This window comes from Imperialibacter roseus (assembly GCF_032999765.1).
Taxonomy (GTDB): domain Bacteria; phylum Bacteroidota; class Bacteroidia; order Cytophagales; family Cyclobacteriaceae; genus Imperialibacter; species Imperialibacter roseus.
In genome coordinates this window covers 4,940,435-4,959,158 of record NZ_CP136051.1, presented here as the reverse complement: position 1 = coordinate 4,959,158, position 18,724 = coordinate 4,940,435, and the positions used below count along the sequence as shown (strand labels likewise).

The 18,724-nt window shown below is 44.5% G+C and carries 19 protein-coding genes; 8 read left to right on the top strand and 11 right to left on the bottom strand.

Going from position 1 to position 18,724, the window contains the following annotated elements:
• Window positions 1-211 precede the first annotated feature (211 nt).
• Window positions 212-637 carry an FKBP-type peptidyl-prolyl cis-trans isomerase gene (locus RT717_RS21010; RefSeq protein WP_317488317.1) on the top strand — a complete coding sequence of 142 codons (426 nt, stop codon included), beginning with the start codon at window positions 212-214 and terminating at the stop codon, window positions 635-637.
• Window positions 638-701: 64 nt separating this feature from the next.
• Here RT717_RS21010 and RT717_RS21005 read toward each other — a convergent pair whose 3' ends face one another.
• Complete coding sequence (locus RT717_RS21005) at window positions 702-1,154, bottom strand: hypothetical protein (protein ID WP_317488316.1); 453 nt, start codon at window positions 1,152-1,154, stop codon at window positions 702-704.
• Between the two features lie 553 nt (window positions 1,155-1,707).
• Between RT717_RS21005 and RT717_RS21000 the strand changes: the two genes are divergently transcribed.
• From RT717_RS21000 to RT717_RS20990, 3 genes are all read left to right on the top strand, one after another.
• On the top strand, window positions 1,708-2,958 hold the full coding sequence (locus tag RT717_RS21000; protein WP_317488315.1) for an efflux RND transporter periplasmic adaptor subunit: 1,251 nt from the start codon (window positions 1,708-1,710) through the stop codon (window positions 2,956-2,958).
• A 28-nt stretch (window positions 2,959-2,986) separates the two neighbouring features.
• Window positions 2,987-3,700: an ABC transporter ATP-binding protein gene (locus tag RT717_RS20995; RefSeq protein WP_152001035.1), complete on the top strand. Its 714-nt coding sequence runs from the start codon at window positions 2,987-2,989 to the stop codon at window positions 3,698-3,700.
• Between the two features lie 123 nt (window positions 3,701-3,823).
• Window positions 3,824-4,243, top strand: a complete 420-nt coding sequence (locus RT717_RS20990) for a hypothetical protein (protein WP_317488314.1) — start codon at window positions 3,824-3,826, stop codon at window positions 4,241-4,243.
• 79 nt (window positions 4,244-4,322) lie between these two features.
• On the opposite strand, the gene RT717_RS20985 is transcribed toward RT717_RS20990, so the two are convergent.
• Window positions 4,323-4,802, bottom strand: coding sequence for a hypothetical protein (locus RT717_RS20985; protein WP_317488313.1), 480 nt, complete (start codon window positions 4,800-4,802; stop codon window positions 4,323-4,325).
• A gap of 712 nt (window positions 4,803-5,514) precedes the next feature.
• Between RT717_RS20985 and RT717_RS20980 the strand changes: the two genes are divergently transcribed.
• On the top strand, window positions 5,515-8,637 hold the full coding sequence (locus RT717_RS20980) for a VPS10 domain-containing protein (protein ID WP_317488312.1): 3,123 nt from the start codon (window positions 5,515-5,517) through the stop codon (window positions 8,635-8,637).
• 200 nt (window positions 8,638-8,837) lie between these two features.
• On the opposite strand, the gene RT717_RS20975 is transcribed toward RT717_RS20980, so the two are convergent.
• The 6 genes from RT717_RS20975 to RT717_RS20950 form a co-directional block, all read right to left on the bottom strand.
• The gene (locus RT717_RS20975; RefSeq protein WP_317488311.1) at window positions 8,838-9,401 is read right to left on the bottom strand and encodes a TIGR00645 family protein; all 564 of its coding nucleotides are present in this window, start codon (window positions 9,399-9,401) and stop codon (window positions 8,838-8,840) included.
• 116 nt (window positions 9,402-9,517) lie between these two features.
• The gene (locus RT717_RS20970) at window positions 9,518-9,910 is read right to left on the bottom strand and encodes an RDD family protein (RefSeq protein WP_317488310.1); all 393 of its coding nucleotides are present in this window, start codon (window positions 9,908-9,910) and stop codon (window positions 9,518-9,520) included.
• A gap of 11 nt (window positions 9,911-9,921) precedes the next feature.
• The gene (locus tag RT717_RS20965; protein ID WP_317488309.1) at window positions 9,922-10,701 is read right to left on the bottom strand and encodes a TMEM175 family protein; all 780 of its coding nucleotides are present in this window, start codon (window positions 10,699-10,701) and stop codon (window positions 9,922-9,924) included.
• Window positions 10,702-10,787: 86 nt separating this feature from the next.
• Window positions 10,788-11,084, bottom strand: a complete 297-nt coding sequence (locus RT717_RS20960) for an SCP2 sterol-binding domain-containing protein (protein WP_317488308.1) — start codon at window positions 11,082-11,084, stop codon at window positions 10,788-10,790.
• 12 nt (window positions 11,085-11,096) lie between these two features.
• Window positions 11,097-12,188, bottom strand: coding sequence for a glutaminyl-peptide cyclotransferase (locus tag RT717_RS20955; RefSeq protein WP_317488307.1), 1,092 nt, complete (start codon window positions 12,186-12,188; stop codon window positions 11,097-11,099).
• Window positions 12,189-12,191: 3 nt separating this feature from the next.
• Complete coding sequence (locus RT717_RS20950) at window positions 12,192-12,752, bottom strand: DsrE family protein (protein WP_317488306.1); 561 nt, start codon at window positions 12,750-12,752, stop codon at window positions 12,192-12,194.
• Window positions 12,753-12,886: 134 nt separating this feature from the next.
• On the opposite strand from RT717_RS20950, the gene RT717_RS20945 reads away from it, so the two are divergent.
• A complete protein-coding gene (locus RT717_RS20945) occupies window positions 12,887-13,732 on the top strand; it encodes a universal stress protein (protein WP_317488305.1) in 846 nt (281 codons plus the stop codon).
• Window positions 13,733-13,811: 79 nt separating this feature from the next.
• On the opposite strand, the gene kbl is transcribed toward RT717_RS20945, so the two are convergent.
• Window positions 13,812-15,002, bottom strand: a complete 1,191-nt coding sequence (kbl, locus tag RT717_RS20940; protein ID WP_317488304.1) for a glycine C-acetyltransferase — start codon at window positions 15,000-15,002, stop codon at window positions 13,812-13,814.
• A 6-nt stretch (window positions 15,003-15,008) separates the two neighbouring features.
• On the bottom strand, window positions 15,009-15,269 hold the full coding sequence (locus RT717_RS20935) for a hypothetical protein (protein ID WP_317488303.1): 261 nt from the start codon (window positions 15,267-15,269) through the stop codon (window positions 15,009-15,011).
• Window positions 15,270-15,434: 165 nt separating this feature from the next.
• On the opposite strand from RT717_RS20935, the gene RT717_RS20930 reads away from it, so the two are divergent.
• Window positions 15,435-16,373 (top strand): NAD-dependent epimerase/dehydratase family protein, encoded by a 939-nt coding sequence (locus tag RT717_RS20930; protein WP_317488302.1) that lies wholly within the window; start codon window positions 15,435-15,437, stop codon window positions 16,371-16,373.
• Here RT717_RS20930 and RT717_RS20925 read toward each other — a convergent pair.
• The gene (locus RT717_RS20925) at window positions 16,360-17,535 is read right to left on the bottom strand and encodes a T9SS type A sorting domain-containing protein (protein WP_317488301.1); all 1,176 of its coding nucleotides are present in this window, start codon (window positions 17,533-17,535) and stop codon (window positions 16,360-16,362) included. The genes RT717_RS20930 and RT717_RS20925 overlap by 14 nt on opposite strands.
• A gap of 395 nt (window positions 17,536-17,930) precedes the next feature.
• On the opposite strand from RT717_RS20925, the gene RT717_RS20920 reads away from it, so the two are divergent.
• Window positions 17,931-18,713, top strand: coding sequence for an enoyl-CoA hydratase/isomerase family protein (locus RT717_RS20920; RefSeq protein WP_317488300.1), 783 nt, complete (start codon window positions 17,931-17,933; stop codon window positions 18,711-18,713).
• The last annotated feature ends 11 nt before the right edge of the window (window positions 18,714-18,724 follow it).

Sequence of the window (18,724 nt, the reverse complement as noted above, 5' to 3'; positions counted from 1 at the left end):
TCCGCTCTGTTAAATACATAACCAGTACTGTGCCAAAGGTAAAAGTGCTGATTATTAAAATGTTAGGAAGTTTTAAAGGGGTTTTTATGTACGAATATGAACATTTTCTGTCCATAATCATAACATTACCCGGCATAGATTTTCATCAAAACCATATTTCCATACCTTTGAATTAAATCATAAAGAATTAGCAAACAGAAAAAAGGAAGACATGTCAGTAGCAAAAAATGGACATCCGGTAAAAGTACATTATACAGGAAAGTTGGAAGACGGGTCGGTATTCGACTCTTCGGAAGGTCGTGATCCTCTTGCCTTCACTTTAGGACAGGGCCAAATGATCCCAGGTTTTGAACAAGCCGTGCTCGGAATGGCTCTTGGTGAAGTAAGGGAAGCAAACATCCCCAGCAAAGAAGCCTATGGTGAAAGGAGCGACGAGCTTTTGGTGGAAGTTCCAATAGCCCAGGTGCCTGCTGACATAAAGCCGGAAATTGGAATGCAACTCGCTATCAACGATGGAGATAAATCACGGCCCGTGGTTGTTACCGCCGTTGAGCCAGACAAAATTGTGTTGGATGCAAACCACCCTCTGGCTGGCAAAGACCTTACTTTTCAAATAGAGTTGGTCGAGATAGGCTGAGTGGCCTGTTTGACTTTAACCATTAATACGAATAAAAGCCCTGTAGAAATACGGGGCTTACTTTTTATATGGTGGTTACCTTCTTGGTAAGGTTGTGCTTCTGGTTGCCCACCTCAACAACAAACAGCCTCATTTTCTCGTCAGAAAAATTATACTTTTTGGTAAACGAAGCCCCTGGTTTTGCTTCCTCTTCGGCTATCAGATTACCTATAATATTGTAAATCTTGATCTTCACCGGGTATTTGTAGGGGTTTTCGAATGCCAGTTCGAATTCACTTCTGCCTGTAGGGGTAAGCGAAAAGTCAAGCCTTGAATCGGTAATCAGCCCCTTATGGCTGACCGCCTGCTCCACAATTTGCGAACGAACTTTGTTAGAAACCCGACCGGAATCTAAACTGGCTGCACCATTTTGGTCCTGCATTGGTTGTGCCGTCACCAGGCCGCCTGAATAAATGGCCAGTAGTGCCAGGACAAATCCCAGCAGTAAAATGAATCGTTTTGATATCCGTAGTTTCATAAAAGTAGTGTGCTTTCACAGTACAGATACAAAAATACTGCCAGTATAATCAACAACCTTTAGTTTCTGTACCTTTTTTAACATCAAAGCCTCAGAGAGCCGAAAGGAGGCTTTTTTTAGAAAATGTCTGGAGAGGTACATCTCAGCAGTACGCCACTTTTCCATGCTGAGCCAGACTTTAAGCGTATTTGTGCCACAAAGGCGGTTTGGCAAATGACTAAAGCCACATGACTAAAAATTCAAAATTTAGGGAGAAGGAATTTTATTTTAGAGCCGATTGTTTTATATTCGTGTGTTGTTGTGGATTAAGATTTGATTAGTCCTTTTTATTTTGAGTTTTTGACCTTGAGATTCAGGCGAATGCCTGAATCTTTTTTTTGCCCGTTCTTTAAGCCTCTCGTTTTGCTCAATAGCGAACACCCACTGCTCCTAAGTGTACATAATCGAACTATTTCGCAAAACCAATCAAACCGTAATTCATTAATAATCAGCATTTTATAATTTGTGGCATTTTTGTTGGAGATACTGGCACGGACTTGAAATATCTTAGCAAATGGATCGTGTAATTAAAAAGAAAACGTTTACTCTCAAGAAAGTCGCCATTTATGGGCTTAGTGGCGCATTTGTACTTTTCGTTATTTACAGTTTTGTTTTTGCAGACCGAAGCTCCAAGCTCAATGTGTCTGTTGATAAAATAAACGTGGCTGAAGTACAGAACGGAGAATTCAGGGAGTTTATCCCTGTCGATGGGCAGGTCATGCCTATCAAGACTATCCGATTGGATGCGATAGAGGGTGGTATTATTGAGAAGAAATATTACGAAGGTGGTATTCAGGTAGAAAAGGGTGATACTATTTTAAAGCTGACCAACAATAATTTGTTGCAAAGCTTCATAAGGGAGGAAACTCAGGCGTTCATCTTGATGAACCAGCTACAAAACACGAGGTTGCAGATGCAGCAGAGTCTGTTTCAGCTGCAGCGCACGCTGATTACGCTCGACTACCAGATTGCTCAGGCAAAGGATCTTTATGAGAGAAGCGAGCAGCTTTTTAAGGAGAAAGTAATCTCTGAACAAGAGTTTTTGAGAGCTAAGCTTGACTATGAAAGGCTGATTAAAACAAGGGTTGTTGAAGTTAAGTCTCAGAAGGTAGACTCTTTGAACGCTGAAAACACTATCAACAACTCCCAGGCATTGCTGCAGAGAACAAACAACAACCTTAACATGATTCGCCAGAACCTGGAGAATTTGTACATAAGGGCCCCAATTTCGGGCCGTTTGTCAACTGTGAATGGTGAAGTGGGTGAGTCAATTTCTCCAGGTCAAAACATCGGCCAGATTGATGACACGAATGGGTTTAAGGTAAGGGCGCAAATTGATGAGCACTACCTGGCCAGAATATACGAAGGGCTGAAAGGCACATTCGACTTTGCGGGAGGGACTTATGAGCTCACAATCATGAAGAACTACGGCGAAGTAAGAAATGGTCTGTTTGAGGTGGATATGTATTTTGAAGGAGACGTGCCGGACGGCATAAGAAGAGGACAAACCCTTCAGATTCGCTTGCAGCTAAGCGAGAATATTCAGGCAATACAGATTCCAAGAGGAAGTTTTTATCAGACCACAGGTGGCAATTGGATATTTGTAGTGGATGCGAGCGGCGATTTTGCGACACGCAGGAACATTAGATTGGGACGTCAGAACCCACGGTTTTACGAGGTGTTAGAAGGCTTGCAACCAGGAGAGAAAGTTGTTGTCTCTTCCTACGAGGGTTATCAGGATAAGGATCGATTAGTTTTTAAATAAAATAAACCAATATTCTAACCATATACATATGGAAAATGCTAAAACTGTCATTAAAACGGTAGGACTGAAAAAGTTCTACTACACAGATGAGATTGAAACAACTGCCTTAGCTGGAGTTAATCTTGAAGTACGTGAGAGCGAATTTGTAGCTATCATGGGCCCGTCTGGTTGCGGTAAGTCAACTTTGCTTAACATCATTGGCCTGCTTGACAACCCGTCTGAAGGTGATTTCCACTTCATGGGTCAGGAGATTTCGAAGCACTCGGAACGCCAGAGAGCAGATTTGAGAAAAGCTAATATTGGATTTGTGTTCCAAAGCTTCAACCTGATCGACGAACTCACAGTGTATGAAAACATTGAACTTCCGCTTATTTACCTAAAATATTCTGCAGCTGAGCGCAAGAAGAGGGTAGAAGAAGTAATGGAGTCGATGAAGATCATGCACAGAAAGAACCACTTCCCTCAGCAGCTTTCAGGTGGTCAGCAGCAGCGTGTGGCGATTTCGAGAGCAGTGGTAGCAAAACCTAAGCTGATTCTTGCGGATGAGCCTACTGGAAACCTTGACTCTGCCAATGGCCAGGAAGTTATGAACTTGCTGAGCGATTTGAACGAGGGAGGAACTACAGTAATTATGGTGACTCACTCTCCTATAGACGCAGAATATGCTCACAGAATCATTCACTTGTTCGATGGTCAGATCGTTTCTGAAAACATCAATGCCAAGGACAAAGCAATGGTATAAATCAAAGTTAAAGGACTAATACGAACTAGGCAGGATGGTTTTTACCTTCCTGCCTTTTTATTTTAGTGGGGCTAGCGCCACGAAGTTGATGCCTATCTTTGCCGGAGTAACCACATTACCCTTATGTTGCAGCTATTTTTGGGCGTCATCCTTTTGGTATCGCCGCTTCAGAGTCCAAACCTCTGGAAAGTCTTTGAAGGAGTGAGATTTGAAAGTAAGTATATCGATGAAGAGAAAGCGTCGTTCTATGTTCCTCAATTTGGCGATGAGCTACTTAGCATGGAGGGGAAGAAGTATATCGTCAAAGGCTATTACCTTCCCATTGACCTCTCGTCCAGCGGAATAGTGCTGTCAAGATATCCAATGGCAACCTGCTTTTTCTGTGGTGAAGCAGGGCCTGAGTCGGTGATGATGGTATTTCCATCGAAGAAGTTGGAAGGGCTGAAAATGGATGATGAGCTAACTTTTGAAGGAACGCTTGAGCTCAATGCTGATGATGTTTACCAGCTCAGTTTCATACTAAAAGATGCCAGGCGGCTGTAAATGAACAAAGGGGCATTCACCCCTTTGTCTACGATTGATCGATAGTAGTAAAACCCTCTTACAGGTTATCTTAAATGTTTTAGAACTCCAATTTAACCTTCTTGGTGTAAAGTAGAGCAATGTCTGATTCTTCTTTTAGCTCTCTAAGCTTGTCTTCGAAAGCGGCAGTTTCCTGGTATCTGATGAACAAAGCGATGTCAAGAGCTTTAACAAATTCGTCTCTTGCAGCTTCTTCAGTCACATCACCCTTCTTTATAGCTTTCTTGTAGTACTTATCAAGTTTCTTAAGAGAGTAGTAAATCGCTGGCTTTTCAACAACAGTTTTGGTAGTCGGGCTATTTGGAGTGCCTTCTTCTTTCCAAGTGTAAGAGTCTTTAAGAAGCTCCAGCTTCACTGCGATGTCTGACCCAAGATAGTGCCCGCCAACAGCGGCCATATTTACATTGCTGTCATCCAGCTTGTCTTCCACAAAGTTAAAAGAGAATACATCCGACTCCTGCGAGTATCCCGCAAAAGACAGTCCAACGAACATGGCGGCAAGAAGTAATCCTTTTTTCATAAAGCTTATAGTTTACAGTTTAACATCAAAGACTAGTAGGCAAAATCGAATTTTGTCCTTAAGTCAGCTACAAATATCGTTAACCAAATCTTAAATAAAAAATATTGAGACTAAATTGAATATAAGAAAAGTATTATTTCTTTATTTTTTGAATACTTCAAAACGAAAACGTTTGCTAGCCGACTTTTTTTGCGTATTATCTAACAATTGAAACATTTTATTGATTTTATGATACATATTGCGACACTTGATTGATCGTAAAGTAAGGTATTTTACGGACTATCGATGGGTAAAACCACTGAGTACCCCCATCTTATTGCATGAATATATTTTAAAAGTACAATTTTTTACACCAACGAATGCCGCTGTTTCTCATACTAGTTTCCTCCTTTAGAAGGACTTGATTCAGAATATGATTCTGTTTTTTGTCAGAATTACTTTACCTGAATGCCAGAATGCGAACATTCTTAATAGTGAGCCAAAATTATTTTCTCCGACAGGGTGCAAATTTCAAGCGCTGTCCTCACTCTGACCTGAAGGACTATTCTTCGAATGTTTAAACTTCCAGTAGGTAGGCCACTCTGTAAGTGGCTGACGAACAGAAAAATACATTTACCAACGGTGGGCTGCCTGGATCACCACTCATATAATTAGCTTTTTTATGGACAGCCGATTGGTGTTTACTTGGTCGCATATCAACTAACTCAATATTATGCGGGATAGAATTTTCTTTAAGTTAAGCCTGATTCTACTTTTTTTGCCGGGGCTAATTAGTGCTCAGGCTATCAATAGTGAGTTGTTCCAGGGTTTGTCGGCACGAAGCATCGGCCCTTCTGGAATGAGTGGGAGAGTAACGTCCTTCGATGTCGACTTATCCAACCCAGACATTATATACGTTGGGTCGGCCTCTGGCGGCCTGTGGAAATCAGAGAACGGAGGCTATAAATGGACACCAATCTTCGATGATCAACCGGTAACCAGCATCGGTGCAATTAGCATCTACCAGCGAAATCCAAATATTATTTGGGTTGGCACGGGGGAGGGGAATCCCAGAAACAGCCACAACTCAGGAAATGGGGTATACATGTCGAATGACGGTGGCACCACCTGGAAGCACATGGGGTTGGAAAACACCCGCAATATTCACCGGATTTTTGTTGATCCTTTCAACCCCGAGGTAGTGATCGTCGGTGTGCAGGGGTCTGCCTGGCAAGACACTCCCGACAGAGGTGTGTATAAGACGACGGATGGGGGCAAGACTTGGAGTAAAATTTTGTACGTAAATGAAAGAGTGGGAATAGGTGAGATGGTGCGTGATCCAACCAATCCCAATAAATTCATTGCCAATATGTGGGAGTTTCGCAGGTGGCCCTGGTTCTTTAAGTCTGGTGGTGCGGGCTCAGGAATGTATGTAACGATGGATGCAGGAACAACCTGGAAAAAGATTACCAGTGAGGATGGACTGCCTGAAGGTGAGCTGGGTAAAATGGGACTGGCAATAGCGCCGGGAAAGCCACAGGTTGTCTACGCTATTGTTGAGGCAAAAAAGAACGGGTTCTACAAGTCGGAAGATGGTGGGTTTACATGGAAGTTGGTGACCACCAAAAATATTGGAGACAGGCCGTTTTATTATGCGGAGATTTATGTAGACCCATCGAATGAGAACAGAATCTACAATATTTTTAGTGGCACCACAGTAAGCGAGGACGGTGGAAAGACTTTCAAAACCTTCACAAATGTGGGTCTGCTTCATGGCGATAACCACGCCTTTTGGATTCACCCCGATGATCCAAGCTTCATGCTCATCGGAAATGACGGTGGAATGGGTGTAACCAGAGACAAAGGTGTAACCTGGTATTTTCCCGAGAATCTGCCTTTAGGGCAGTTTTATCACGTCAGTGTAGATAACGATATTCCGTTCAATATATATGGTGGTTTGCAGGACAATGGATCGTGGACGGGGCCGAGCAGTGTGTATGTCAGAGGGAGGGGCGATAATAATAACCTCATATATAACTCTGAGTGGACCCGCATAGGTGGAGGCGACGGTTTTGATGTGATTCCGGACCTGGAAAACTCACGGTACGGATTTGCTCAATCACAAAAAGGAAATATTCAGCTATATGATAAGGTAACAGGCGACTCCGAGTTCAGGCAGCCTGTGCACCCTGATGGCACCTTTCTCAGATTTAACTGGAATGCCGGCGTAGCAAGGGATCCACACAACGCCAACGGCGTTTATATGGGAAGTCAGTTTCTGCATTATTCGCCAGACAAGGGGAAGACCTGGGAGATTATCTCGCCCGACCTCACCACCAATGATCCTGCAAAGCAAAAGCAACTCGAAAGTGGGGGCATCACCTATGACGTAACAGGCGCAGAAAACCACACAACGATTTTGGCGGTGTCGCCAAGTAGCCTCAGCAAGGACATAATATGGGTGGGAACCGACGACGGCAATGTTCAGCTAACGAGAGATAAGGGAAAAACCTGGACCAACGTTGCAATGAACATTAAAGGAGTTCCTGCTGGTTCCTGGGTTAATCAGGTGCACGCATCCAGCTACAATGAAGGGGAAGCTTTCGTGGTGATTAACAACTACCGGAGGAATGATTGGGCGCCATGGGTGTTTCAAACGAAAGACTATGGGAAGACCTGGAAGCGTCTGGTGAATGAAAACTCCGTAAGAGGGTTTGTTCATTCCTTTGTACAGGATCCGATCGAGCCCAGGCTTATGTTCGTCGGAACTGAATTTGGGCTGTATATGACGGTTGATGGCGCTTCCAACTGGGTGAAGTGGGAAAATGGCTACCCAACGGCATCGACAATGGATTTGGTCATTCATCCAAGAGATCATGACCTGGTAATTGGCACGTACGGGCGTTCGGTATATGTGCTCGACGATATTCGCCCGATGAGAGCACTGGCTACCCAGGGAAAGCAATTGCTCGACAAGCCATTAGCGTTATTTGATGTGCCTGATGCTTATGCAGCAAGCACCACAAGAGGGGCTAAGGGATACAGTGCCACTGGTGACGGACTTTTTGCTGGTGAGAACAGACCTTACGGAGCCCTGATCTCCTTTTACGTGAAAGAGACGGCCGGAAAAAAAGATAGTGTTAAGATAGAAATACTCCAGGAGGGGCAGGTTGTTCGTACGCTGTATGCCGATGCCAAAAAAGGATTCAACCGAACCTCGTGGGACCTTCGGTACAAAGAAGTAAGAAAACCGGACACATCAAAGCCAAAGCCGGGAACTGCCGATAGTGGTGGCTTTACCGCCGTGCCCGGCACTTATACTGTGAAAGTGGTTCATGGTGAAGAAATAGTGACAAAGGAGGTGAAAGTTCTTAGCGACCCAAGGGTAACACCAATAACCCCTCAGGAACGAGAGAGAAAGCTGGCTATGATCAAGCGGTGGGAGGCTTCCGTGACCCAGCTAACTATTGCCGTGGATAACCTTAGGGAAGCGTTGGCTGCTGTTGAGAGGGTTGATAAGCTACTGGCCGATAGAGAAGATGATGCTTCTAAAGCGCTTAAAAGGGCCGGAAAAGACATCAAAGCAAAGGTGAAAGCATTAAGGGAGCCTATTTTTGGTAAAGAGGACATGCAGGGAATATATAGAGATCCCACAACTGTGGAGGCGATCATCAACCTTGCAGCCAATCACCTTGGAGATACCTATATGGTTGCCACCCCGACGCAGGAGACGATTTTGAAGCAGGCCGAAGAGGCCGTGAAAGCGCCGATAGCCGACATTGGTAAGTTTGTGCAGACTGATTGGGGCACCTATAAAGAAAAAGTAAAAGAGGCACAGATTCAGCTGATCGAGTGAGGATATAGCCTCCTGGTTGAGTAATAACCCGAGAGGAAAACGAGTTAGGTTGTTTCGGATATTCAATAATTTACCTAAATTGAATAGGTATTTAACCAACCTAATCTAAATGAGAGCCACCGAAAGGTGGCTTTTTTTGTGAAAAAGAAAGGGCGCTGAAGAATTCAGCGCCCTGACAAATATTTTACAATGGGTTTTTATTAGTGGCTATCACCACCCTCAGCAGCGCCATGACCATGGTATGAGTGCTGGATTTTCTCAGTGTAGGCTAAAAGCAAAGCAGAAACGATGAAAGTTAGGTGGATAGCGATTTCGACTACGATACCTTCATTGCCTTCCATGTCTCTCGCACCTCTAACATCAATAAAAGTTTTGAGCAGGTGAACACCTGAAATGGATGCCAGCGAAGAAGCCAGCTTAATTTTCAACTTGCCGGCATCAAGGTCTTCAAGCCATTGCGGCTTATCTTCATGGTGATCAACGTCAATCTTACTGGTAAAAATGGAGTAGCCACCGACAATGACCATCACAATTAGGTTCATTACCATACTGATGTCTACCAAACCCAAGATGCCAAGCATCACCTGAGCCTCTGTGTAGCTAACCACCCCATCGTAAAGGTGATAGAGTTCTTCGAAAAACTTATACAGATACATAAAAGAACCGAAGAGAAGCCCCAGATACATAGGAGCTTGTACCCAGCGCCCCCAGAAAATGATCTTTTCAAAAAACTCTTCAAATTGCTTAACGCCTGATCTCGCCATGGTGAATAGATTTATTCCTTATATTAGGTGGGTCGTTTAAACCACACCGAAACTACGTTGTTTTATTAAATTTATCCAACTAATTATTTTACTTTTTGATTTGGCTGTTTGGGTGGTTAATTGGAACTCGACACCACTTTGCTTTTGGAGATGATGTCGTGAAATGACCTGGCATCACGCCGTAGGTAGATCATAAAAAAGCCAGCTGAAATGGGCAACAGCGAAACCCATTTGCACAAATTTCTCACAACTGCATTTTTAAGATCAACAGGTCTTTCGTCGTCCATTCGTACGCTCAATCCCGCCATTTTTTTGCCTACCGTGGCCTTGAGTGCCGATGCCTCCATTCCCACAGCATAGCCGTGGTACAATAAAATACAAACTGCCCAAAACCAGTTAGAGTCTGTTTCCCAAAGTCCGTCGAGTATGAATAGAAAAGGGAGCAGAAAGGTGATATCGATGGACTGAGCAAGCAGCCTTTGATCAAATGTGGCGGGGACTATGGACATATGATAGGCAACTATGCATGGTCACTCGTGGAGTTGAGGGGTGGCTTATCATATTTACGTCCTATGAAATAGGAGACAGGCCCAATCAAAGCGTAGATAACCCCGGCAAAAAGTCCGGAGAACTCCCAGTCGATCAGGAAGCCAAGTAAGGCAATGAACAATGAAATGAGGCCGATAGCGACTATGCCAGTGTAATGAGCGATAATGGATTTAGTAGCGTGGACCTCCGCTTCACTTAAGTTTAGGGAATCACCGTTTTTGATAGCGTGCCGATACATTAGAACGAAGGCTATGTATATCGACAGAAAGCCGCAGTCATAGATAATCATCAGCTCGGGCATATCGCTCCAGGGGATCATCTGCGTGCCCATTTGATTCAGCTCTCTGAAGTATTCATTACTGATCAGCAGCGCTTTGGCGAGAAGTGTGAAGTAGGACACCAGCCAGGTGCTGAGGAATTTGAGTGGGTATATAAAGAACAATACGATAAGCATCATGAAGGTATTCAACACGATGATTCTGATGTCCCTTAGCCCATAACGCATAAAGAACTGGTAGTGACCATGCCAAATCCACATAACCGCTACCATACTCAATGTAAACGGAACTACGTCTGAAATAAAAAGTGTCAACTCGTCGAAGTTTCGGGGCGCCTGGGTAGACAAAAGAGACATAGTAATAGCCAGGGCAAACACACAGTCGCTTAGCTGCTCCAGCCGGGAGGCATCACGACCCCTTGCCGTGAAAATACCGTACATCGGTTCTCCTTTTTTCTTGACTAATTGTCTCATTTAACTATTGGGTTGGTTATTCTTCAAAACACAACGCCCCGCCTACTTTGTGCCGAAAGCTTTCAAGCAAACTTTTCGGCCAATTCTTAAAAAAGTGAGGTCAATTTCATGGCAATGGTCATATCGCCCTCAATTTTCATCATACCTCCCATAAATGCACTCATCGGGTCCAGGTCTCCGTCAAGTAGCTTCACAAAGTCTTTAAGTTCCATTTTAATGGTGCACTGGGCATCAGTGTCGTCATTAGAAACTTTTGTTGGGCTCACAGTATCGTCCAAAAGAATAACTCCTTCCTGAAAAGCAAATTTCACTGAGTTGCCAATGGCGCCCCCGTTTTCTTTTGCCATTTCCACTACCCTGGCAGTTGCTGTGTCTAGACTCATAATTTAGTTGATTTATGATTGAATTTTGAACAGTTCGATTAGATACAATTTGGGCCACCATTTGCCGGTAACAAAGAGTCTCTTCCCTTTCTCATCCCAGGCAATTCCGTTCAGCACGTCGAGCCTTCTGCTATACCCTTGTTTGTTGAAGATGCCTTCGAGGGAAACGTCGCCTACCACCGCACCGCTGGCCGGGTCAATCATCACAATCACATCTGTCTGGTACACATTGGCGTAAATCAAGCCTCCCGCTACTTCAAGCTCATTCAGGTACAATATCTTTTCCTGGTGATTGTACACCTGAATCCTCCTTGTTTCTGCGAGCGTTACCGGATTTAGAAAGTAGAGGTACTCCGTGCCATCGCTCATCACGAGTTCCGTGTCGGTCGATGCGAGCCCCCAGCCTTCAGTAGGGTAGTTGAAGGTTCTCTTTTGTTCGAAGGTTTCTATGTCGTACACAAAACCGATGTTTGACGTCCAGGTAAGCTGGATCAGGCTGTTGTCCCAAAAAGCAAGCCCTTCGCCAAAGTACCTGCTATCCAGCGGTGTTTGCTGCAGCACTTTCCCTGTTAAAATGTCGACTTTTCGAAGCGTGCTCTCACCCCTTGTCCCTGTGCTTTCATAAAGGAAGCCATCATGATAAAGGAGACCTTGCGTGTAGGCATCGGGGTCGTGAGTGTAAGTTTCGAGCTTTCTGAAATCAAATTTTTGCGGTGGCGTTTGTGCAAGCAAGGTCAGGGGAAGGGCGTGCTGCTCTGTTACGCCATTGTTCAGAAACAGCTTTGCCGTTAGTGTTTGTTTACCCAAAGGAAGCGGTGCCAACGACGCAGACAGGCTCGTAGCTTGCGAAGAGGCAAGACGGACGGCTTCAAAAAAAATGACGACGGAATCAAGTTGTACGGAGTCACCCTTGATTGACACGGAGATGTCAAGAGTGCTTTGGGGTGTTAATGGCCCCTGCGAAGTAGAGATAGACGTGAGTGAGGTTGGCTTAGAGGCGGCTGGCTGGCTAGCTGATTCCTTGCTGGAATTATTAGGGCCACATGAGCCCAGCATTGCTACCAGTGCCGGAATGAGCAGAGTGGTTAAAAAAAACTTTCGCATAGGCTAATAACTAAGCACAGCATAGCCTTTCAGTTGATAAGTTGTCACCAAAGTAACGGCCGAAAGGCTGATGGCAATGCCAGGAGTTAGCTCTCTGGCATCAATTTTCCTTGCTCTCAGCGATTGCCCGCACACAAATAGCTTAATTCCTCCTTCTAAGAGAGCACGAATAAGGTCGGTGTTTGGATTGGGCGTTCCGTATCTGTTTTCGTGAGAGATGTCAGACAGAATAGATATGGTCGCCTCTCCGTGTATAACTGCCACAATATCAATGTTCTCTTTCGGCACTCCCCCCATCCCGTGCAGGTTGGCAATTCTGGCCAGGTTGTTTAGTGATGCGTTGATCGATTTGTGGCCACCCGCTCCCTCTTTGATATCCACAACAATTTTGTACTGTAGAGTAGGGTCGGGGAACGCTGTTGCTTCCTGAATGTCAAAGATTCCGCCATGACCTTTCACAATGGGATAGTGCGCTTCTTGAGCAAAGGCAGCAATAGACAGTAGATTGGCAATTAAAAAGCAAACAAAAGATTCCAGGTAATAGCTTTTTACAAAATTCTTCATTTGCCAAAAATAACTATCTTAAGATATTTTCAACCCCGATTAAATGATAAAGTTCAGCAGGTCAGCCGGGTGAATGTCATAAATGCAAAATATTACGTTATTTAGCTTTATCCTTCGTAATAATTGGCACTATCATGAAAAAGATACTCATCCCAACTGATTTTTCTAAAGAAGCAACCTTTGCCCTAGAGTCGGCCTATCCATTGGCACAAAAAAAAGGTGCTGAGATAGTCCTTGTCAATGTGATTGAAGATCCGCATGATTACAGTTTTAATACGATGGGTATAGTCGGCTACTCCCCTGAGGAGAACATCTATATTGTACAACTGATAAGGAAAACCGAAGAACGCTTGAAAGCATTGGTGGCCGACCCTGCCTATGCCGGGGTTTCCATGAGCTTCGATGTCAAAATTGGGAAGACTTTTGACAAGATATTTGAGGTGATTGAGCATCAAAAGCCAGACCTGGTAGTGATGGGCTCCTCTGGTTCCTCCGGTCTCGACGAGGTTTTTGTGGGCTCTAATGCGGAGAAACTAAGCCGGTTTTCGAGCGTGCCAGTGATAACCGTGAAGGCCAGGCGGGATTTGGTAAATATCAAGAATATTGTGTATGCGTCAGATTTGCGGGAAGAGCAGGGTGTTATCATGAATGACCTGAAAGCACTTCAGAAGTTGTACGGAGCAAAACTTCATATATTAAAGGTGTTTGAGCCTGTTTGGGTCAACGACCAAGAAGTGAAGGAGCGAATTCAGAAGTTTGCGGATTATTTTAAGCTTGAAAATTACACAGTGAACACGTTTCATGATCCCGACGAAGCGGAAGGCATTCTGCTATTTGCCGGTCAAAACAATGCTGATTTAATAGCCATGGCTACCCACCCCCGAAAAGGACTTGGGGTACTACTTGGAGGAATGATCTCTAAAAATGTAATCAACCATACGCAGATTCCTGTATGGACAAAGGCTATAAAGAAAAAATAACCAAGGCCAGTGTATAACTAAGAAAGCCGGTCGTTCCAACGATCGGCTTTCTTAGTTATGAGGTTTACGAAAAAAGGCTCTACTTCAAAACGCCCAATTCTTTTCCCACTTCGGTGAAAGCGGCAATGGCTTTGTCGAGGTGATGTTTTTCGTGGACGGCAGAAATTTGCACCCGAATTCTCGCCTTTCCTTTGGGTACCACGGGAAAATAGAACCCAATAACATAGATACCTTTTTCGAGCAGCTTTTGAGCAAATTGTTGTGAAAGCACAGCATCATAAAGCATGATGGGCACAATAGGGTGCTCGCCAGGCTTGATGTCAAAACCGACGGCGGTCATTTTCTCACGGAAATATTTGGTGTTGGCCTCCAGCTTGTCTCTCAACTGAGTGGTTTCAGAAAGCAAGTCGATAACGGCGATGGAGGCACCGGTGATGCTTGGCGCCAGCGTGTTAGAGAAAAGGTAGGGCCTGGAGCGTTGTCTGAGTAGCTCAATAATCTCTTTTTTTCCGCTGGTGAAGCCGCCTGATGCTCCCCCAAGAGCTTTGCCTAAAGTGCCGGTAATAATTTCGATGCGGCCCATCACTCCTCTGAATTCGTGTGTGCCACGACCTGTTTTTCCCATAAAGCCGGTTGAGTGGCATTCGTCGATCATGGTGGTTGCCCCGTACTTATCGGCCAGGTCGCAAATTTCAGCCAATTTGGCAATGGTACCATCCATTGAGAAAACACCATCGGTAACAATAATTTTGTTTTTGCATCCCGCTGCTGCTTTCAGTTGCTCCTCAAGGTCGGCCATGTCGTTGTTCTTGTAGCGAAACCTTTGTGCTTTGCAAAGCCTTACACCGTCAATAATAGAGGCGTGGTTCAACTCGTCAGATATAATAGCATCTTCAGGCCCAAACAAGGGCTCAAAAACTCCACCGTTGGCATCGAAAGCTGCCGCATAAAGAATGGTGTCTTCAGTGCCCAGGAATTCCGATATCTTTTTCTCCAGCGTTTTGTGGATGTCTTGTGTGCCGCAGATAAATCTGACTGAAGACATGCCAAAGCCATGCGAGTCGATACTTTTTTTAGCCGCTTCCAGCACTTTTGGGTGTGCCGACAGCCCAAGGTAGTTGTTGGCGCAAAAGTTGATCACCTCCCGGCCGTCTTGTGTTTTGATATCAGCTCCCTGAGGAGTGGTGATGATTCTTTCTGTTTTGTAAAGACCAGCCTTTTTAATCTCTTCAAGTTCGGCGGTCAGTTTTTCCTTTAATGAATCGTACATAGTTTCTTATTCCTTATTTTTTGGGGTAATGCTAAGTTTGGGCTTCATCAATTTCGCTTTGGACACTTCTTTCTTTGCTTCCTCAGCCGTTTCCACAAAGGGGTATTTCCTTCTTATTCCATTGATCAGAAAGATTTTTTGAGCAGTAAAGCTATCCGGGTGAACCTGATCAAAGATATTTTTGAGTTCCATGAAACGCTCCGATTCGCCCAGAGCGAATCCTTTGGCATCTATTTTTTTTGAAGTCAGGTACTCTTTGAAAGTCATGGTTTTTCCTTTCGGCAAATATAAGTGCTTTCGGTGGCTACAGGAAACTTTTCAGTAAGGCAGCAGGTAATTGACAGCGGTAAAATGTGTTTGTCGAAAGCGCTTTTGCTTGTACTCAATATTACTAATTTTGCCGACAGAACATTAACCCTTCAAAATTTACGAATGAGTACGATCCTTATTATAGGTGCCTGCGGCCAGCTTGGCACGGAGCTGACGGAATCGCTGAGAGCCAGGCATGGAAACGACAAGGTTATCGCAACCGATGTTTCGGCACCCAAGGAAAGCCTGCTATCTGGGCCTTTTGAACACCTGGATGCAATGGACGGCAAAAGGCTTGCGGAATTGATAGTGAAATACAGGGTCGGCCAGATTTATCACCTGGCGGCGGTGTTGTCGGCAAAAGGTGAAGCCGATCCCATGTTTGCCTGGAACCTTAATATGACCAGCCTGCTAACAGTGTTAGAAATAGCGAAAGAACGAAGGCTGGAGCGGGTTTATTGGCCAAGTTCGATTGCCGTTTTTGGTCCCAATTCTCCCATTAATCATACACCCCAGAACACCATCATGAATCCGAATACGGTTTATGGGATTAGTAAGCTGGCGGGCGAAAGGTGGTGCGAGTACTACTTTTTAAAATACGGGGTCGACGTTAGAAGTATCCGTTATCCGGGTCTTATTGGCTACAAGGCCAAGCCAGGCGGTGGCACCACCGACTATGCAGTTGACATTTACTATAAGGCGAAAGAGGGAAAAGACTTTAACTGCTTTTTAAGAGAGGATACCCTCTTGCCGATGATGTACATGACAGATGCTGTGGATGGCACCATTCAGCTAATGGAGGAGCAGTCTTCAAAGATTAAAATCAGATCCAGCTACAACCTGCACGCCATGAGCTTCGCTCCAAAAGACATCTACGAAGCTATAAAATCGGAAGTGCCTGGATTCAGCATTTCGTACGAACCAGATTTCAGACAGAAAATTGCCGACTCCTGGCCCAACAGCATTGATGATAGTCATGCGAGGGCCGACTGGGGCTGGGAGCCGAAATATGATTTGAAAAGAATGACAACTGAAATTCTTGCCAACCTTATCCTTGATTAACCATTAGCCTGTAGGTAGAAGAATACTTTCCGGCTTGGATGGTTACCAAATAAATCCCCGTGGGCAAGGTTTGGTCGAAGGTAGTAGAAACATGGGCCGAAGTGACTTCGCTTGTTGTTACTACTCTGCCCTGAAGATCTGATACAGTCATAGTCACGCTATAAGCGGTGTAAAGAAGCTCCTCAGGGATGTTGAGCTGCAATTCGGTTCCGTTGTTAGGGTTAGGGTACATAGCTACCGTACTGAAGTCAGGAGCGACCTCTACAGCGATTGTTTCAAATATTTCTGAAGAACCATCAAAGTCAATGGCATTCAAGCGGTAGTAGTTGATACCCATTTCAGGAGTCGTATCAGTAAATGAATACTGGTGTTTCTCAGATGTAAAGCCATTTCCTTTCTCAGTGGCAATCACTTCAAAGTCTTTTCCGTCAAATGATCTTTGTATTTCGAAGTGGTCGAAATTTTCTTCAGAAGCAGTTTCCCAGGAAAGCTTAACCTCATTTTTTAAGTTTACACCTTTGAAATAGCTAAGTACGATGGGAAGTGGAGTAACTCCGGCGCCGTTCACAAAATCTTGGATGCCAGTTGACTGTGTGGACAATGTGGTATTATCGGCTGAAGCCGCTGCAGTATCTCCATTTCCGCTGATTGTACCGGTTACTACCAGATTGCCAACTCCACCGTTGCTGTCAGTATATTCTTGATTTCCGCCAGTCAGTGTCATGTTGCCATCGATGATCAAAAGCCCTCCGTTGTCCAGCGTAACTTTGTTGGCTGCCGAAAAATCTCCAAAAACGATCAGCACTGCGCCTGATAGAAGTTTTAGGCTATAGCTGTTTGCGTCAAAAGTCATATTGCCATACACCACCAGCGTATCCTTGACAACTATTTCCTTGCTGTTATTTCCGATGTTGCGGAAAGACAGGGATCCATTTCTCGTGACATATTTTTCAATTCTGATTTGCTCGTTGCCCCCTGAGTTGTAGGTATCTCCAATGTTGGAAACCGGCACAGCTGTATTGTCTGTCCAGTTGGCATTGGTTGTCCAAAGGTAGAAGCCATTAGTTTTAGTTTGTGCCCTTGTCACTTTCTGACCTACAGCAAACTGGTTGCTCAAGGCGGCAATTACTAATGTGAAAATGATTTTTGAAGTGTTTTTCATAGTTGTCAATCTCTTTCCTTTTGAACATTACAAAGGTCTATCATCGCTTTCACACCACAAAATTTCTTGTGTGAGGTATAAAGGCATTTGTCGACTTTTTAGGAGCATTCATAGAAAGCCCTATTTTCTGAACCTCATTTTAACATACGTAGAAAGGCGTTTGGCCGGATTTAGCTGTCCTTTGCCGGATGTAAGATTTATGTAGAAATTGAATAAAAACTAACTTTTTGTTTGAGTGGTGCAAGTGTTTGGTACATGGCGTGTTCGCAGTACCCAATGAGCCTGTGTGAGTGTAGCTTAGCAGTGCAGATTTTGAACTTTGGCAAAAAAGTAAATTATTTGATGTCCGATACAGCCGGAAATGCTTCGGTATTTGAAGCCTAAAATGGAAACCTATGAGTAGCTATAAAAATATACTAGTTGAGCAGAACGGATCAGTAAAGACGATCACTATTAACAGACCCGACAAACTGAATGCGCTTAATCAGCAAACCATGGAGGAGCTGAAACAAGCTTTTCAGGAGATTAATGATGCCAAAGATTTAAGAGGTGTTATTGTCACAGGTGCGGGAGAGAAGGCATTTGTGGCGGGTGCCGACATCAAAGAGTTTTCAGAGATAAACGAACTTAATGCTCGTAAATTTGCTGAAAATGGGCAGGAAACCTTCGACCTCATTCAGAATTGCCATATTCCGGTCATTGCAGCAGTTAATGGTTTTGCCCTTGGAGGCGGCTGTGAACTGGCCATGGCGTGTCATATGCGAGTGGCTTCAGAAAACGCCAGGTTTGGACAGCCGGAGATCAACCTTGGCATCATACCTGGCTACGGCGGCACCCAACGGCTGACCCAACTCATTGGCAAAGCAAAAGCAGTCGAACTCATGCTAACCGGCGATATGATCTCTGCGGCTGAGGCGCTCACTTTGGGTCTTGTAAATTATGTGGTTCCTGCCGATAAGGTGATGGAAAAGACCAACAGCCTGATGGCAAAAATCCTTGAAAAGGCGCCTTTGGCAGTCGGAATGGTTATAGACTGCGTTAATGCCGTTTACAATGCTGATGAGGATGGCTATCAGACAGAGGCCAATTCTTTTGCCAGGTGCTGCGGCACTGAGGACTTCGTTGAAGGGACAACTGCCTTTCTTGAAAAGCGCAAGCCTGTTTTTAAAGGCGAATAGGGTAACTTCGG

Bases quoted from the DNA above. Each gene is read 5' to 3' on its own strand.
- RT717_RS20950 (WP_317488306.1), bottom strand. From the start codon at position 12,752: ATGAAGAATTTTGTAAAAAGCTATTACCTGGAATCTTTTGTTTGCTTT.
- RT717_RS20955 (WP_317488307.1), bottom strand. From the start codon at position 12,188: ATGCGAAAGTTTTTTTTAACCACTCTGCTCATTCCGGCACTGGTAGCA.
- RT717_RS21000 (WP_317488315.1), top strand. From the start codon at position 1,708: ATGGATCGTGTAATTAAAAAGAAAACGTTTACTCTCAAGAAAGTCGCC.
- RT717_RS20960 (WP_317488308.1), bottom strand. From the start codon at position 11,084: ATGAGTCTAGACACAGCAACTGCCAGGGTAGTGGAAATGGCAAAAGAA.
- RT717_RS20925 (WP_317488301.1), bottom strand. From the start codon at position 17,535: ATGAAAAACACTTCAAAAATCATTTTCACATTAGTAATTGCCGCCTTG.
- RT717_RS21005 (WP_317488316.1), bottom strand. From the start codon at position 1,154: ATGAAACTACGGATATCAAAACGATTCATTTTACTGCTGGGATTTGTC.
- RT717_RS20990 (WP_317488314.1), top strand. From the start codon at position 3,824: ATGTTGCAGCTATTTTTGGGCGTCATCCTTTTGGTATCGCCGCTTCAG.
- RT717_RS20965 (WP_317488309.1), bottom strand. From the start codon at position 10,701: ATGAGACAATTAGTCAAGAAAAAAGGAGAACCGATGTACGGTATTTTC.
- RT717_RS20945 (WP_317488305.1), top strand. From the start codon at position 12,887: ATGAAAAAGATACTCATCCCAACTGATTTTTCTAAAGAAGCAACCTTT.
- RT717_RS20935 (WP_317488303.1), bottom strand. From the start codon at position 15,269: ATGACTTTCAAAGAGTACCTGACTTCAAAAAAAATAGATGCCAAAGGA.
- RT717_RS20975 (WP_317488311.1), bottom strand. From the start codon at position 9,401: ATGGCGAGATCAGGCGTTAAGCAATTTGAAGAGTTTTTTGAAAAGATC.
- RT717_RS20985 (WP_317488313.1), bottom strand. From the start codon at position 4,802: ATGAAAAAAGGATTACTTCTTGCCGCCATGTTCGTTGGACTGTCTTTT.
- RT717_RS20930 (WP_317488302.1), top strand. From the start codon at position 15,435: ATGAGTACGATCCTTATTATAGGTGCCTGCGGCCAGCTTGGCACGGAG.
- RT717_RS20970 (WP_317488310.1), bottom strand. From the start codon at position 9,910: ATGTCCATAGTCCCCGCCACATTTGATCAAAGGCTGCTTGCTCAGTCC.
- RT717_RS20980 (WP_317488312.1), top strand. From the start codon at position 5,515: ATGCGGGATAGAATTTTCTTTAAGTTAAGCCTGATTCTACTTTTTTTG.
- kbl (WP_317488304.1), bottom strand. From the start codon at position 15,002: ATGTACGATTCATTAAAGGAAAAACTGACCGCCGAACTTGAAGAGATT.
- RT717_RS21010 (WP_317488317.1), top strand. From the start codon at position 212: ATGTCAGTAGCAAAAAATGGACATCCGGTAAAAGTACATTATACAGGA.
- RT717_RS20920 (WP_317488300.1), top strand. From the start codon at position 17,931: ATGAGTAGCTATAAAAATATACTAGTTGAGCAGAACGGATCAGTAAAG.
- RT717_RS20995 (WP_152001035.1), top strand. From the start codon at position 2,987: ATGGAAAATGCTAAAACTGTCATTAAAACGGTAGGACTGAAAAAGTTC.